The 15,169-nt window shown below is 60.0% G+C and carries 14 protein-coding genes and 3 pseudogenes; 10 read left to right on the plus strand and 7 right to left on the minus strand.

All coding sequences use genetic code 11. From position 1 onward, the window contains the following. Window positions 1-115: 115 nt before the first annotated feature. The 3 genes from F3H13_RS02575 to F3H13_RS02585 all read right to left on the minus strand — a co-directional run bounded on the left by F3H13_RS02575 (window position 116) and on the right by F3H13_RS02585 (window position 6,444). Entirely contained in the window at window positions 116-1,534 is a 1,419-nt protein-coding gene (locus F3H13_RS02575) for a carboxypeptidase-like regulatory domain-containing protein (RefSeq protein ID WP_188127979.1), read from the minus strand. Between the two features lie 312 nt (window positions 1,535-1,846). Then, window positions 1,847-3,289, minus strand: a complete 1,443-nt coding sequence (locus F3H13_RS02580; RefSeq protein WP_149797484.1) for a hypothetical protein — start codon at window positions 3,287-3,289, stop codon at window positions 1,847-1,849. A gap of 5 nt (window positions 3,290-3,294) precedes the next feature. Continuing rightward, on the minus strand, window positions 3,295-6,444 hold the full coding sequence (locus F3H13_RS02585) for a tubulin-like doman-containing protein (protein ID WP_223174358.1): 3,150 nt from the start codon (window positions 6,442-6,444) through the stop codon (window positions 3,295-3,297). Window positions 6,445-6,781: 337 nt separating this feature from the next. Between F3H13_RS02585 and F3H13_RS02590 the strand changes: the two genes are divergently transcribed. From F3H13_RS02590 to F3H13_RS02615, 6 genes are all read left to right on the plus strand, one after another. Beyond that, window positions 6,782-7,768 (plus strand): NAD-dependent epimerase/dehydratase family protein, encoded by a 987-nt coding sequence (locus F3H13_RS02590; protein WP_149797485.1) that lies wholly within the window; start codon window positions 6,782-6,784, stop codon window positions 7,766-7,768. A 99-nt stretch (window positions 7,769-7,867) separates the two neighbouring features. Continuing rightward, window positions 7,868-8,143: a hypothetical protein gene (locus F3H13_RS02595; protein WP_188127983.1), complete on the plus strand. Its 276-nt coding sequence runs from the start codon at window positions 7,868-7,870 to the stop codon at window positions 8,141-8,143. Beyond that, window positions 8,140-8,577, plus strand: a complete 438-nt coding sequence (locus tag F3H13_RS02600) for a type II toxin-antitoxin system VapC family toxin (protein ID WP_149797486.1) — start codon at window positions 8,140-8,142, stop codon at window positions 8,575-8,577. Before F3H13_RS02595 ends, F3H13_RS02600 begins: the two co-directional genes overlap by 4 nt. 116 nt (window positions 8,578-8,693) lie before the next feature. Then, on the plus strand, window positions 8,694-9,401 hold the full coding sequence (locus tag F3H13_RS02605) for a sugar phosphate nucleotidyltransferase (RefSeq protein WP_149797487.1): 708 nt from the start codon (window positions 8,694-8,696) through the stop codon (window positions 9,399-9,401). A gap of 136 nt (window positions 9,402-9,537) precedes the next feature. Beyond that, on the plus strand, window positions 9,538-10,095 hold the full coding sequence (locus F3H13_RS02610) for a DUF7342 family protein (RefSeq protein ID WP_149797488.1): 558 nt from the start codon (window positions 9,538-9,540) through the stop codon (window positions 10,093-10,095). A gap of 5 nt (window positions 10,096-10,100) precedes the next feature. Next, window positions 10,101-10,604: a hypothetical protein gene (locus tag F3H13_RS02615; RefSeq protein ID WP_149797489.1), complete on the plus strand. Its 504-nt coding sequence runs from the start codon at window positions 10,101-10,103 to the stop codon at window positions 10,602-10,604. Window positions 10,605-10,608: 4 nt separating this feature from the next. On the opposite strand, the pseudogene F3H13_RS16630 reads toward F3H13_RS02615, so the two are convergent. The 3 genes and pseudogenes from F3H13_RS16630 to F3H13_RS02630 form a co-directional block, all read right to left on the minus strand. Beyond that, window positions 10,609-10,743 (minus strand): annotated as a pseudogene (locus tag F3H13_RS16630) (twitching motility protein PilT); the annotation flags it as partial. Window positions 10,744-10,850: 107 nt separating this feature from the next. Further along, entirely contained in the window at window positions 10,851-11,264 is a 414-nt protein-coding gene (locus F3H13_RS02625; RefSeq protein ID WP_149797490.1) for a type II toxin-antitoxin system VapC family toxin, read from the minus strand. Then, window positions 11,251-11,478: an antitoxin VapB family protein gene (locus F3H13_RS02630; RefSeq protein WP_149797491.1), complete on the minus strand. Its 228-nt coding sequence runs from the start codon at window positions 11,476-11,478 to the stop codon at window positions 11,251-11,253. The genes F3H13_RS02625 and F3H13_RS02630 overlap by 14 nt, the downstream gene beginning before the upstream one ends. A 163-nt stretch (window positions 11,479-11,641) precedes the next feature. On the opposite strand from F3H13_RS02630, the pseudogene F3H13_RS16340 reads away from it, so the two are divergent. Next, window positions 11,642-11,821: pseudogene (locus tag F3H13_RS16340) on the plus strand (hypothetical protein); the annotation flags it as partial. A 48-nt stretch (window positions 11,822-11,869) separates the two neighbouring features. Beyond that, a complete protein-coding gene (locus F3H13_RS02640; protein ID WP_223174359.1) occupies window positions 11,870-12,085 on the plus strand; it encodes a hypothetical protein in 216 nt (71 codons plus the stop codon). 176 nt (window positions 12,086-12,261) lie between these two features. Here the strand turns inward: F3H13_RS02640 and F3H13_RS02645 are convergent, their stop codons facing one another. Next, window positions 12,262-12,723, minus strand: a complete 462-nt coding sequence (locus tag F3H13_RS02645) for a GDP-mannose mannosyl hydrolase (RefSeq protein WP_149797492.1) — start codon at window positions 12,721-12,723, stop codon at window positions 12,262-12,264. 185 nt (window positions 12,724-12,908) lie between these two features. Between F3H13_RS02645 and F3H13_RS16685 the strand changes: the two are divergent. Continuing rightward, window positions 12,909-13,089: pseudogene (locus F3H13_RS16685) on the plus strand (cell division control protein Cdc6); the annotation flags it as partial. 172 nt (window positions 13,090-13,261) lie between these two features. Beyond that, complete coding sequence (locus tag F3H13_RS02655) at window positions 13,262-15,067, plus strand: ABC transporter ATP-binding protein (protein ID WP_149797493.1); 1,806 nt, start codon at window positions 13,262-13,264, stop codon at window positions 15,065-15,067. Window positions 15,068-15,169 lie beyond the last annotated feature (102 nt).

Consider the following 15,169-nt stretch of genomic DNA (forward strand, 5'->3'; position numbering starts at 1 on the left):
CGGGGAGGACATCAAGGGCGGCCACGGGCGCTGACGGCCGACGGCGACCCGCCAGCCGTGTTCCCCGGCGGCGACATCTCCGGGGCTGTCGGAGAGCACGAGGCCGTGTGAGCGGCTACGCAGACTCGGTGGCTTCGACCACTATCTCGAACTCTTCTCCCGGATATATTTCTCTCGAAGCTCGGCCATCGGGGACGACCTCCGCGGTCGTGCCTTCGTAGTCGCCGCTCGTGAGTTCGACCTCGTACGTGCCGGCCGCGACGCTTATATTGTACCAGCCGTCGGTATTGGTTTTGGAACTGCGGATCGGCTCATCTGTTTCAGCGTCGATCAGGCGCACGTCTTCGCGGGTGACGGCGGAGCCGTTCTCATCGACGAACTGGATTGACGCCGAGACGTTCGGTGCCAGCTCGATGGCGTCGACCTGCGTCTCCGAGCTGTCCACGGTAATCTGTTGTCCGTCCGACGCGGCGTATTCGTCCGCGTTCGCCGAGAGCGTGTACTCGCCGGACGCCACGTTTTCGAAGGAGTACTCTCCTCCGTCTGCGGTGGTCGTCTCGTCGGTCTCATTCTCGTCGTTGGTGAGTGTCACGGTTGCGTCTGAGACGCCATCGCCGGTTTCCGAATCGATTACGCTCCCCTCAACGAGCGATTGAGACGGATCAAGCCGGAGATCGCCCCCGGGACTGTCTTGGGAGAGGTTCATCCGCCGTTCCTCGTACCCATCCACGGAGGCGACCAGCGTGGCGTTCTCGATGTCTCCCTCAGTGATGGTGAAGTTGTATTCCGGCTGTTCGGTGCTGTTCATCACCGTCCCGGTCCCGTTGCGGAGTTCGACGAACTCGACATCGGTCGCGCTGATCTGCTCGTCGGTGGCGTTGTCGACGAGCGTCCCGTTCACGTTCAGCTCCGCGTTTCCGGCCTGGTCGCCGGCATCTACCAGTCCGATAGCTCCCAACACCTGCGGGCCGAAGGTAACTGCGGCGAACAGGACAAGCAGGACGATAGCGCCGACAGCGACGTACAGACCGGCTTTCGGCGGAATGAGATAATCATCGTCCGATCCGCTTGTTGTCGATCCGAGGTTCGAACTGGTCGCGGGTGCTTTGAGCGCGGGAACGCTGCTTTGGACGCGCTTTCGTATCTCTCCGTTCGAGAGGCCGTGTTCGCGTGAGAGCGTCTCCACCGACTCGCGTATCGACGCGATCTCCTCTTTGATATGCTTATCACGGAGTGACCGAGACGTCGACTCCCACCGCGCTTCCGTCTCGCCGAGCGGGGTGATACCGCGATGTCCACCGGGCGTGACGACGAGATCAAACCTCGAGAGGACGTCCGCGTCCGTCGAATCGGCGACCGCCGCTTGGTCGTACTCGCCGAGGTACTCGTCGAGCAGACCGAGGGCATTCCGTTCATCCGACACCCCCACCGTCACCGAATTGCGAGAGGCGACGAGTTCGGAGAGAATATCCTGTTCCGTACTGTCGCCGGGGAGGGCCGTGTTCCCGCGTTTCAGTTCGCGGTACACCTGCATCTCTTCGGAGGACTCGTCGATCGTGTACCCCCACTCGGACTCGATACGCGTCGTGAGATCCGTGACGAGGTCCTGGAGCGGCGCTGAGGAGTTGTCGACGGAGTAGACGGCGTAGAACTGCTCTGTGCGGGCGTTGCGGGTCTCGCGAGCACGGAAGAACAGGCTGATTTCGTGTCTGTGATCTGAACGGATCGCGAGCCGAACCCCACCGTAAAACAGCTCTTTGATCTGCTCGTCTGATCCCGTCGCGGTACCATCGGGGGAGTACGCGTTCCCCTTCGTGTCATAGATGCGTAGCGTTGACATTCGTGATCACCCCAGTTTCTCTAACATCTCCTCGAATCCGACCGTCATCACGTTCCCGTTCCGGTCGCGCATCGGCACGCGTTCGCCGTCGTCGTTCACCGTCGTCTCGTAGTACACCGGATGGATCTCCGAGCCAGACGTGTCCTGAACGAGCGTCCGTACCGCTTGGTTGTTCTCGATCAGGGTGTCGTTCACGTACTGGCGGAAGTCCTCGAAGTACTGGTGCGGGTCCAGCGCCTGCTCGTCTTCGAACTGCTCCGCGAGAATGTCGGACTTCGTCGCCACCAACAGGACGTCCTTGTTGTCGGCCGTATCGAGAATGTCGAAGTACGGCTCAATACCGAGCGGTTCGTTGTTGTGATAGCGCTCGACGTCGATCACTAAGATGAGCGTGTTCGCCGCCCGAACGCGGTCGGAAAGCAACTGGACCGTGGAGTTGTCGATCTCCGAGTCGGGACTCATCAGTGCCCCCGGGAGCTCTTCGAGATACTCCCCGGCGTAATCGAGGCTCGACAGCTCGATGTTCTTCGGGAAGACCCGGCCGTTAACGAATCGGAACTGGAGATCCTCGACCTCCGTCGCGCCCGTCGAGTCGAGTTCCCAGCCGGCGCTTTTGGTCGCAGCGTCGAGTCTGCCGACGAGCTCCATCAGATCGCCGCTCGGATTCAGCGGCGTGTCGCTTTTCCTGTCGACTGCGTCGTCGAGTGCGGCGAGATACTTGCCGACGAGAAACAGCGATTTCCCCGATCCCGGCGGGCCGAGCACGAAGAAGTTCTCCGAGGAGTCGTACGTGACGAACCGGCGGAGCGTCACGACGAACACCCCGGCCATCAGGATGTTCGTGGTGAGCCCGCCCCACGCGACCGAGACCGTCGGTTCCGGCGCGATGATCTCTACCGTGCCACCCGACGGGTCGATGAACTGCGGGAAGTTGACGTGGAATTCGACGAGGCCGACGAGAACGATGGCAGTGATGAGGTAAAACAGAATACTCGCCGACTGGCGGAACTCGAGTGCGGAGGTGGTTCGAACTTCCATGAGCTGTTTGCCGCCACCGATGACGGTTCCACCCACAAGGCCGGCGCCGAGCCACGCGACGTTCGCGGCGAAATCGATGTTCGGGATGAACAGGCCGATCGAGAGCAGTCCGATAAGGGCAGACCCGGTTCCGAGCCAGAGCAGCGCGCCTTGGACCCGTTTTTTCGGGTCGATTGTCATCAGTAGGAGCAAGCCGAGATAGATCCCGAACACCGCCGCTGAGAACTGTTCGAGTGATATCGACAACAGGGGGTTTAACGAGAGTATCAGCGGCCGGAACACGTCGGACGCGACCCACGCTTCGCCGAGGGTCAAGAACAGCGGCCCGGCGACGACGACCATGATGAGGAAATACACCCCGAGGAAGAACTTCTCACCGTGTTCCTCGAGGAACGTGGCTGGTGAGTCCATGGCTGTTACTCTTCCTCCTCCCCGTCAGCCGGGGCGGTGAAGTCGGTGCGGCTGATGTGATCGGCGAGGAGATCCGCTTTGATGTCTCCCTCATCCCTGAGGAAGAACTCCACGTCGTCGGGGTGTTCGAGGTTCAACACGGAGTCGCGTTTCACGTAGTACCCATCATCGAGGCCGTACGCGTGATGGACGAGAATATCGGTCTCGTCCGACTGGTTCCGCGCCTCGTAGCCGTTCCGGTAGCCGTCGGCCTCGATCTCCGCCCGAAGGTTATCCAGGAAGATGCCGTCGATGAAGATTCCGAGGCCGACGTCCCAACTCCCGCCCGCTTCGACCGGGAACGACGCGTAGTTCTCGCCGCCCGCACCGAGGTTGTACGCGCCCTGAAACTCGGATTTGAGATCGGCGACGTCGTTGATCTGCTCGATAGCGCGGCTCATGACGCCGACGACGACGTTCATCTCGTTGTATCGCGCGCGGTCGCCGCTGATCCGGCGCCGGCGAATCCCGGTGTAGCGGGGGTTGTGCGCGTTCCGGGCGAGTTCTTCGAGCGAGCCGCGCAGCCGCTGCCGCTCGGTCTCGTCGTCGAAGATCTTGCTTTCGGCGATGTCGGTGTCGTCACTGAGTTGGAGGATATCGTTCGGCTGGACGGTTTTGACGTAGCTGTACTCCTCGGTTTCGGTCGCCACCGATGAGTCCTTCTCAGTGTTGTACTCTTCGCGAAGCCGCTTGTACGACTCCTGGGCGTTCAGGAACGAATCTCGCGGGCCGTTTAGTTCCTCAAACAGCGTGACAGTCGCCTCGTAGAGATCTGATTCGTTCTTCGCGGTTTCCAGATCCGATTGGAGGTCGTCGCGTCGGCGTTCGATGTCTGCCGTCTCGACGATCTCGTCGCGAACGAGCTCTTCGTACTGGCGAGTGAGTTGGTCAAAGCCGATCCCCGACTCGAGGTCGCGTTCCAGTTCGTCGATCGCCGCTCGGTGTTCCTCGTCGAGCTCGGAGCGCGTCCGCGAAACGATCTCCTGTTGGCGCTCGTCCACCTCTCTTTCGATGAGGTGTTTGAGTTCGGTGACCGAGAACTGAACCTCGATCGAGAGGTTGCTGCCTGCCCGCGACATCTTGAACACCTCCGCTTCGTCGAGCTGACTGCGCTTGCGGCGGTAGTTCTTCTCGGCCTTCTTGCGTTCCTCCTTGCCTGAGGAGTCCCACGGGAGGATGGATTCGAGCGTTCCCTCCTCCTGGTTCATCGTGAGGAACGACTTCTTGGCGTCTGCGAGGTCCGCGAGCGACGAGTTGATCCGGCGCTCGATATCGGTCGTATCGACGCCGACGGTCTCGAACTCGTTGCTGATATCCTCGAGGGCCGTCCGAACGGTGCTGTCGTTGACGGATTCGACCTGGTCCGCCTCTTCGGCGTTCTCGACGGCCCGTGCGAACGACTCGAGTCCGTTGCGGAGATCCCCTATCAGCTCGTCGACGGCCATCGACTGGCAGTCGTTGTACTCCCGGTACAGGGGCTCGACCGCGTTCTTCCACGTTGCGACCCGACGGTCCACCTCGTCCTGCTGTTCTCGCTTTCGGGTGTCGAGCTCGGCTTCGGCCTCTTCGAGTTCCGACTGAAGTCGGTCCCGGCGGTCGACGACCTCGTCTCGTTTCGCTTCCAGTCGGTTGATGCGGACCCCGGGGTTGATCCCCTCGTCTTCGACGGCGAGCAGGTAGCTGATCGTGCCTTCAACGCGGTTGTTGTCGATCGACCGGAGTCGGACGAGCAGGTCCTTGCGGTGGGCGATCCGGTTTAGTTCCGTGTCGATGATGTCGGCCAGCTGCTTGTCGATGCTATCGACATACTGTTCGTTGTCGCCGATGCGCGCGGTGCCCGCTCGAATGGACCCGGCGATAACGTCGATTCGGTCGAGGATATCGTCGGTTTCGGCCTCGGCCTCCGACATGATCTCGCGGTAGGCGGAGACGGACTCGTACTCGAGTTCGGTGAAAATGTCGAGCTCCGTGAGCGACCAGACGTTGTCGAGCCGCGTCTCGAGATCCGTCCGGTCGGAGTCGTGGAGTTCGCCCTCCATCTCGTCGGGGCTCCACTCCCGCGAGAGGAACCGGTCGACGCCCGTGTACACGTCCGCTTCCGCCTCTAAGGCGTCCTGTTTTGCGTTGAGGATCTCTTTGGTGACCGTCTTCGCGTCTTGGATGGCGTCGACGTTGTACCGGAGGACCTGCGGGATACCCATGATGAATGGGGCATACGACGGGGTGTCCGCGAACGGATCCTCCATGTCCATCATGTTGTAGTACGACGTGATGAGATAGATCGCCGCCCTGTCGAACTCGACAAGCGCGTCAGAGCTCTGGATGAGGTTCCCCTTCTTCCCGCCGAACCCGGTGGGATCGATCGGGATGAGGATCCGGTCTTTGAACAGGTCCTCTCCCTGAAGGCTCATGTACTCCAACTCGGAGAGGACGGCGTGCGCGTTCGCGCTTTCCGCGTCACCCTCCTCGTCGTTGGGGAGCACCCCGAAGAGCGTGATCTCAGCGGTTCGTTTCGTTCGTTTGAGATGTTTGACTAAGTCGATAAAGATTCCCGATCCGGAGCCGCCGCCGAGGCCAGCAATAACGGCAACCTTACCGCGGTTCGGGAGGTCGATCGACGTCCGAACGTTGTCGTCTTCGGCGTAGGACTTGTAGTACAGTCCCTTTCCGAGTCCCCGTTTCCTGACGACGCCGGTCGCGAAGTCGAGGTTCTCGTTGATGAACTCGGGTTTGAGCCACCAGTTATCCTCGTCAATACCGACCCCGGCCGCGATCCGCGGCACCGCCTCTTCCCCGATCAGGTCGTTCTGATCGTGGAGTTGGATGTTCTGTGTAAGCGGTAGGTAATCGATGTTGATCTCACCGAGCCGGCCCTCCCCTGTCGTCTCCTCACGGAGGCGTTCTCTCGTCTCCTGAATGGAGTCCCTAATCTGTTGAATTCGATCGAGGTCTCTGTTCTCTTCTTCTTCGGCCGTGTCGATCACGGTCACCGTCAGGGTTCGCGGATTCCGTCGCGGCTGGAGCACAGACTCTTGAACCCAGTCTGCCTCCAGAAGTTCGTAGGTGATCGCTTTGCCAGCACCACCCACCGCGAAAATCCGACTTGGTAGATTCATCTGGACACTCTCACACATGAAATATCTTTCAATAAACTATTCGGTCTTGTCCATACTATCTGATAATTTGGGTAGGCTGATCCTTCTGTGTGGTTTGGTTTATATTTCAACTACTGTATTGTGAGTTCAATAGGCTTGATATGGGAGTGGTTGATCTGACGGGTATTCAGTATCGGGTTACAGTCATCGATGGGGCGGCCGGAGGGGTGCGGGCGCGGTCGAAGCAGGGATGAACGCAGCGGGGTGGCCACCGAGGAGTACTATCAACCTACCGAGGACAAATGGTGTGAGCCAACAGAACCACGCGAGTTTTGTGTCGGCCCACTGAACGGCGCGTATGCGAATCCTCGTGACAGGTGGGGCCGGGTTCATCGGCGGGCACCTCGCCGAGTCGTTCCTCGAAGACGGCCACGACGTGACGGTCCTCGACAATCTCGAACCATTCTACGCCGAGGGGATCAAACGCCACACGCTCGACGTCCACCGCGAGGTGGCCGCGGAGCGAGACGTGGCGTACCAGTTCGTCGAAGCCGACGTTCGGGATCCGGACATTGTCCAAGAACTCGTCGGTGCTGCGGACGTCGTCGTCCACCAAGCCGCACAAGCGGGCGTGCGCGAGAGCGTGGACAATCCCCGGAAGGTGACCGACATCAACGTCGACGGGACGGTGAACCTCTTGGAGGCGGCGAAGGAGGCGGACGTGGAGCGCGTAATCTTAGCGAGCTCGTCGTCGGTGTACGGGAAACCGAAGTCGCTCCCCTACGAGGAGGACCACCCCACCGAGCCAGTGAGCCCCTACGGCGTGACGAAGCTCACCCAAGAGCATATGGCGCGTGTCTATACGGAGCTTCACGGGCTGCCGACAGTCTGTCTGCGCTACTTCACGGTGTACGGCCCGCGAATGCGGCCGAACATGGCAATCTCGAATTTCGTTTCGCGGTGTGTGAACGGCGAGCCGCCGGTGATCTACGGGGACGGCCAGCAGACGCGAGATTTCACCTACGTGGCCGACATCGTGGACGCGAACCGGACGCTGCTGGAGTCGGGCGCGGCCGACGGCGACGTGTTGAACATCGGGAGCTCGGACAACATCTCGATTCAGGAGTTAGCCGAGACGGTGCGGGATCAGTTAGCGCCCGAACTGGAGATCGAGTACGAGTCTGCGCGCGAGGCCGACGCCGAGCACACGCACGCGTCCGTCGAGAAGGCCGGCGAGGTGATCGGCTACGAACCCTCGCGGACGATCGCGGAAGGCGTTGGGGAGTTCATCGAGTGGTATCAGGCGAACCGCGAGTGGTACGAGCCGTTGGTGCGGGAGTCGTAGGTGACCGCCGTAATCGGGCTACAAGACAGCTATGTGGATGCTGGGGCCGGCAATAGTTTAGTGGAAAGGTTAACTGTGTTGTAGTTGCAACTCAAATGTATCTCAACAGCGGTCAAGATGGATGAGGACGCAAAATCCCAACTCGAAGAACTCCAGGCAGAGATCCGGCTCAAAACGGGGAAGAAGGTCACCCAGCAAGAAATCCTCTCAACACTGATTCAATCGGTGGTTGACTCCCGCGCGGAGTTCGTCGATTCGTTCCGAGATGGAACAACAGCCCTGAACGAAACGGAACTCGAGGAATTCAACCGAGGGACGATCGCCTCCGGTGTCGAAACGACCGAAGACGACATCGACGATATCCTATACGGATGAGCGTCTTCGTCGACACCGGCGTCTTCTACGCACATCACGACACCGACGCCAGCCGACACACGGTCGGTACTGAGGCCCTGAATACCGTCCTTTCGTCCGCGGAATACGGCCACGTGATGACGAGCGACCACGTCTATGATGAAACGGTCACGCTGACGCAGATGCGGACAGGGGATGTCGACGCCGGTCTTGAAGTTGGACGGCGTATTCGCGGCACGGGATACCCCTCGGCCATCGAACTACTCCATTCGTCTCCGACGCTCTTCGACCGTGCTGTGTCTGTCTATCAGACGTACGACCACGAGCTCAGTTTCACCGACGCGATGACTGTCGCGATGGTCAAATACCACGAGATAGACGGGGTGTTGAGTTTCGACGACGACTTCGATGGGGTCGTTCCCCGGCTCGTTCCGGATACACTAACGTTTCAGTGACGCCGCTGCGACAGTCACAGTCACGCGAGACGTATTGAAGCCGGATTGCGAATTGCTCGACGTCTCGGTAGATCGGAACCAACGGCTTGAGGGGGCTGGTGTGTGCCACGTCCCGTATGGACGCGGTCATCCCCGCTGCCGGGCGCGGCAGTCGACTCGGCGAGCTAACGGCAGATCGACCGAAGGGACTCGTCGACGTGGCGGGGCGACCCCTGCTCGCGCACGCCTTCGAGACGGCGGTTGAGGCCGGGGCCGACAAGCTGGTCGTGATCGTCGGGTATGAGGCGGCCCAGATCGTCGACCGGTTCGGCGACGCCTTCGCGGGCGTCCCGATTACGTACGTCCACCAGCGCGAGCGCCTGGGGCTCGGGCACGCCGTGCTTCAGGCGGAGCCGCACGTCGACGGGATCTTTCTTCTTTTGAACGGCGACAACGTCTTCGCGGAGAGCGTCGCGCCCGCGGTGGAGGCTGCTGGGGAGGCGGACGCCGCGCTCGCGGTCGAGGAGGTGTCGCCAGAGGTGGCGACGACGACCGGCGTGATCGAGACGGACGAGCGGGGGCGCGTGACGGGACTCGTCGAGAAGCCGGCCGAACCGTCATCGACGCTCGTGACGACCGGGTGTTACGTGCTTCCGGAGGACATCTTTCACGCCTGTGCGCTGCTCAGGCCGTCGGCTGAGGGCGAGTACCAGCTGAGCGAGGCCGTGGGGTTGTTGGTGCGGGCTGGGTATGAGGTGGCGACGGTTCGGCTGGGTGAGCGCGTGAACGTGAACATGCCGGAGGACGTTGAGCGGGCGGGCGAGTTGGTTCGCGAGGAGTGGTAAACCTCGAGAGTTCGGAGGACATCCCCGTTCGGGAGCCGGGGCGGAACCACCCAGTTCGTCCGTTCGTCGTGGGCACGTTCTCGCATATCTGAGAGCCGTCCAAAGAAATAATAGAGATCTCTTCCTACGACTGACTATGACTGAACGAGGCCTCGCGTCATGGAGTGACGGGCAGACCGCCCGTGAGCGGGTCAGGGCGATCGCCACGACGCTCACGCAGCCGCGGTCCGTCGACTGGGTACGCGACGAGGCGCAGGTGTCCTCGTGGCAGACAGCCAAAGACGAACTGGAGATGCTCGCCGAGTTCGGACAGGTACAGATCGTCGACGGTGACGACGGGAGTCCCAAGTACGCGCCGAACTACCAGCAGCGGTATTTCACCGAGCTCACCGAGTTGATCAACGACCACACCCGCGAGGAACTCCGTGAGGAGGTCGCGACCGTCCAAGCGCAGATCGACGACTGGAAGACGGCGTTCGATGTCGAGTCACGCGACGAACTCGAAGTGACACTCACCGACGACGCGCTTTCGAGCGACGAGATTCGGGAGCGAAACCGCGTACTCCGTCGGTGGGAACACACCGAGGACAACAAACGGCTACTTAAACACGCGCTCGAACTCTACGACGACGCTCGTGAACTCTATCCCGGACCGGGAGACTCGACGAACGCCTCAAATCCGCTTTCACAGTAGTCGCGATGATCGTTCTCGCAAATCGTGTCACCCTCGACAAACGGACGCTTCTTACTCGGATCCACACCCAGCTACAGACACAGGCCGGTGCGGACGCGCCGGTTGAACAGGTCCGGTATCATCCCTCGAAGGCGAACAAACTCGAGGTTCGAGCGACGATTCGCCCGGAGCGATTTCTCGGCGGGTCGTATCCCGTCAGCACGGTCGAACTCCACGTGTCGTTCGATTTTCCGAGTGAGTATTCGTACGACTTCTACCGGATCCAGTGGGTCGACCCCGACCGGGAGCTCATGTTGGGGTGGCATCAGGATGACACGCATATGAACCTCGGTGAGTGTCACTTTCAGCTTGATTACCGTGGTGACACCATCCACCGAACGGAGGCGGCGTTTCTCGACCGGCATCCACGGAATGTGTTTGACCACCGAATCGCCCAGCTCGTGGATGTCGTCGATGGGCTCACATGGACCAACGGTCGACCTACGGTCCCGAGCGATACGCTCGGGTGACCACTGAGATCGTCGCGGCTGGAATCTCATCGTCGAGTGTATCGAGTGCCGGCCGAAGATACGGATGCGTATCGACGCCGGTTTCGAGGTCCTCGTGTACGACCGGAACGGCACAGATTCCGGAGAGCCCTATGACGACAATGACGTCACAAGATGCCGGTGACCGGATCCCGGGGAGGCCTTCCCTGCGTCTCCTCGCGGTACGGATTCGCTGCTCGCTCTGTCTGTGCCCGCGGTCGGACCACCTCAGAACGTCTCCCAGTCGACGACGCGGAGGTCGTCAATCCGGTCGAAGTGATCGACGTTCGCGGTCAACACCGGGAGGTCCCGTGTTCGGGCAGTCGCGGCGATATACGCGTCGTGGAGATCATCGAGCGGCCGACCGGCTTGTCGCAGCGTCGCGATGATCGTCGCGGCCGTCGTCGCGACCGGTCGCGATATCGGGAGCACGTCGAACCGCGAAAGGAGGCGATCGAGGTCGTCGATCGCCCGTTGATGTCGGTCTGTCCCTCGTTCGTACTGGAGGTCCACGCCGAGCCGGAGTTCGGTCACCGTCACGATGCTGATTGCGTGTCGGCCCGCTTCGTCAAGAGCAGCGACTTTCCCGTCGACCCCGCCGCGGTCGATATCGACGAGGACGGACGTGTCACAGATCTTCATCGGTGACTCGATCCATCGTTCCCTCGCTCAACCGCTCGATCTCATCAGTGACCTTGTCAGGCGTTTCGGCGTCGAAGATGCCTTGGCCGGTGACGTCCGAGATCTCACCGCCGCCGTCGAGTTTGTCGGCGATCACCTCGCTGAAACTCCGGTCTCCCTTCTCGCGTTTCAGTCGACGGTACACGTCGTCGCTGATCGAGATGTTCTTGCTCATATATTGCGTATGGGTACCCATACATAAATTGATAGCGGCGCGGAAGCCGTCGCCGAAGGGCTCACCGTGACGACGATCTCCTCGTCCACCGGCTCGATTGCTCCTGTCGCGGGAAGATATCAACCAGACGTTTCTGGAACCGGTGCGTTTTCATCAAGCTGGACTCGCAGCACACGCCGGCGTCACGCGCCAAACCGTTGGCAACTACACCGACCTCTTGTGTGAGGTCGAACTCATCGAGGACGTTCCGAACACGTCACCACGCCGGTATCGGGTCGCGGACAGCGACGTCGTTCGTGAGCTGTTCGAGTTGAACAGCGCGCTTAACAGCGTCGGCGAGTAGTCGCTGCCCACGAGGCGTTCTTGGGTACTCCCGTCGGTGTTCGGAGCCGTGGTTTGTCGCCTGGTCAACGGGCTGCTTCCGGAGCGCGCCAGCCGGTTCCCGGAGTGGGGACTCGGGACCCGGGACGCGTTCGACGAGCTGTATCGACAGTTCGATCGCATCGGCGGGACGCACCGCGTCGTGTGCGACGAGATCGACCACCTGGAGGACGCGAACACGTTGCTGGACGAGCTGTCACACGCGCGAGCGACCGGTCACACTTGAGTATCGACGAGGTACGAATCGTCTCGCTGTCGTCGCTGCGCTTCTTCGCCACTTTGCTGTCGATCTCGAGGAGGTTGAGACACGGCTGCGGAGGAGTTTGAAGAGGGTAGGTCCATAGATAATCGGGGGTAGAGTGACCGGAGAGAGGAGTTGAGTCAGATCAGTGATAGTGTGGGCTAGCGATCGTTGAGATACTGCTCAACGTACGGATGGAGATTCTCGAAGGGTGGGTGAAAGACTTGGAAATCGCTATGTTGCTCGTCGGTGACGATATCAGGATCGTCGCGTGTGAAGTGACAGCGATACCCGGTTGCGAGGTAGTGTTTCGAGTCGACGCCATCGACATCGGCCGTTTCGTAGAAGTGCTCATAGGTTCCGAGACAGTCGTCAATGCCAACAGATTCACCGAGTTCGTCTTTGGCTACGCGGTGGACAGCATCAGTGCGAGATTCATTTTTTAATACCGTCCCACCGGGCACAAACCACTCACCTTTTGCGGGCTCATTCTGGCGTTTGCCGAGGATGACACCCCCATCGTGTTCGATCACGAGATCAACCGAGACGAGCGGGACGTTTGCGACGATTGTCCGCCACTCGTCATCTGCGATCCATCCGTCGGGTTCGTCGCCTAGTGGCATGGTTATCCACTACCAAGACAGACAGTTTACACGTGTTGTTTGTCCGTAGATCTATGTAGAGAGGCCGCTAAAGACTGACATCGTGCTCGCTGCTGGGCGATCTCGCCTGTAGTCGCGGCGATGATCGGCGTGTCCCGACGGACGAGACGGGGCACGTAGCGGGAATCGTCGAGAAGTCGATGGACCCGCGGTCGACGCTGAAGCGCATCTAAGATCATCGCTCGGACCGCCACATGCTGGGGTTCCTTCGACGCCACGAGCAGAACAAGGGATTGAGGGGCGGGGCAGTACGACGAGTACGGACTTGATCTCGATCCGGCGATCGTCTTAGAGACGCGAACGGAGGTCGCTGAACACACCGAGTGAAAGCACACGAAACGCACTCTCTCCCTTATCGAGGTTACAGTCGCAGAGATGATGAAGGAGATCCGAACGAATGTAGCGTACAACTGTCGTGAACGCAGGGCGGACACGGCGCACGGAACGAGACCGACGACATTATTCGAGTCGCCGACAGAAATCGGTGTAACTCACTGCTATGTCATCGTCAGATCCCGAACCGGTCTCCAGACGCGAGAAACTCGACGCCCTCCGCGACGTCGCGCGGTACAATCCGAAATATACGGCGGCGGTCGTCGTGCTCGGGATCGTCGCTGCGGTGCTTGAGGGTGTTGGATTAGGATTTATTCTTCCGATTGTCGAACTCGTCCAGCTTCAGGATCCCGCCGCGGAGGCGGACGGGTTGCTCGCGGTGTTCGTGACTGTGTATCAGACGCTCGGGATTCCCTTCACGCTGGGCTACGTCGTGGTCGGCGTGTCGGCCGTGATGATCGCTCGGTACACGACCAGCTTCTCAGTCGCGTGGTTTCGGGAGGCGTTGAGGACTTACTACATGCGGGACCTCCAGAGTCGGGCTTTCCGGAACGCGCTGAACGCGCGCGTGGAGTACTTCGATAGGGAGGGGTCTGATGATATTCTGAATGCGATCGTTACGCAGACGAACTACGCAGGGAGGGTGATTTCTCAAGGGATCAAGTTTTCTCAGCAGGTCTTTTTGGCTGGTGTGTACTTCGCTGTTGCGCTGGTAATCGCACCGGTGCTGACGGTCATCACGGGAGTGGTTCTTGGCGGCTTCTCGGTCTTCTTTCGACGAGTTCTTGACTCGGGGTACGACGTGGGAGAGAAGGTCGCGGAGGCGAACGAACTGCGACAAGAGGCTGCACAGGCTGGGACGCAGGGAATTCGTGACGTGCGGATCTTCGGGCTCGCCGAGGAACTCTTCGAGGATTTCACGGAAGCAATCGAGCAGTTCACCGAATCACGGATTGTTCTCCGGCGCAACGAGGCGGCAATTAACAACTTCTATAATCTCGTCGTCGCGGTGTCCGTGTTTGTACTCATCTACCTCGCGTTGACGTTCGCGAACCTATCTGTCGGTGAACTAGGTGTTTTCCTTTTCGCGATGTTCCGGCTCGGCCCCAAGGCGAGCCAAGTGAATACGCTGTACTACAAAGTCGAAAACAATCTCCCGCATCTGGTCCGCACAATCCAGTTTACCGACGAGCTGGCAACGTACAACGAACCGACAAGGTCGAGTCGGGGGGTCCCTGAGACGATTCGGGAGGTCGAGTTCGACGAGGTCCACTTCTCGTACGACGACGAAGAGGCGGTGCTTCGCGGGATCGATTTCACCGTCGAAAAGGGCGAGTTTGTCGGGTTCGTCGGGCAATCAGGCGCGGGGAAGTCGACAATCGTTTCGCTTCTCGCGCGGCTGTACCCGGTCAATAAAGGTGAGATCAGAGCGAACGGAGTCCCAATCGACGAGATGGACATCGCGGAGTGGCGCGACCGGCTCTCGATGGTCAGACAGGATCCATTTATTTTCAACGACACGCTGCGGTACAATCTAACGCTCGGGAACCGAGACGTCACCAAGAAAGAGCTAGACCGTGTGTGTTCGATCGCTAAGGTCGACGAGTTCATTGACGAACTCCCAGACGGATACGATTCATTGTTGGGCGACGACGGGGTTCGACTATCAGGTGGACAACAACAGCGCGTCGCACTCGCACGGGCGTTGTTAGAAGATGCCGACCTATTGATCCTCGATGAAGCGACGAGCGACCTCGACTCCAATCTGGAGAAGCAGGTCCAGCAAGCGATCGAAGAGATGGATCGGGATTACGCGGTCGTGACGATCGCTCACAGGTTGTCAACAGTGAAGAACGCAGACCGGATCTACACGATTGAAGAGGGGCGGGTTACCGAGATAGGCAAACACGACGAACTCGTTGAGGAAGATGGGAAGTATGCAGAGCTGTACGGAATCCAAGCGAGCAAATAGTAGTTTATGTGATGACACGAGAGACTACCTCAATCCAATGCTACTGTGGGATACCGATCGGATTCAATAGCTTAATTGGTATCGTCCGGAAAATGGCAAAGA

Source organism: Halorubrum xinjiangense, assembly GCF_900102375.1.
GTDB classification, from domain to species: domain Archaea; phylum Halobacteriota; class Halobacteria; order Halobacteriales; family Haloferacaceae; genus Halorubrum; species Halorubrum xinjiangense.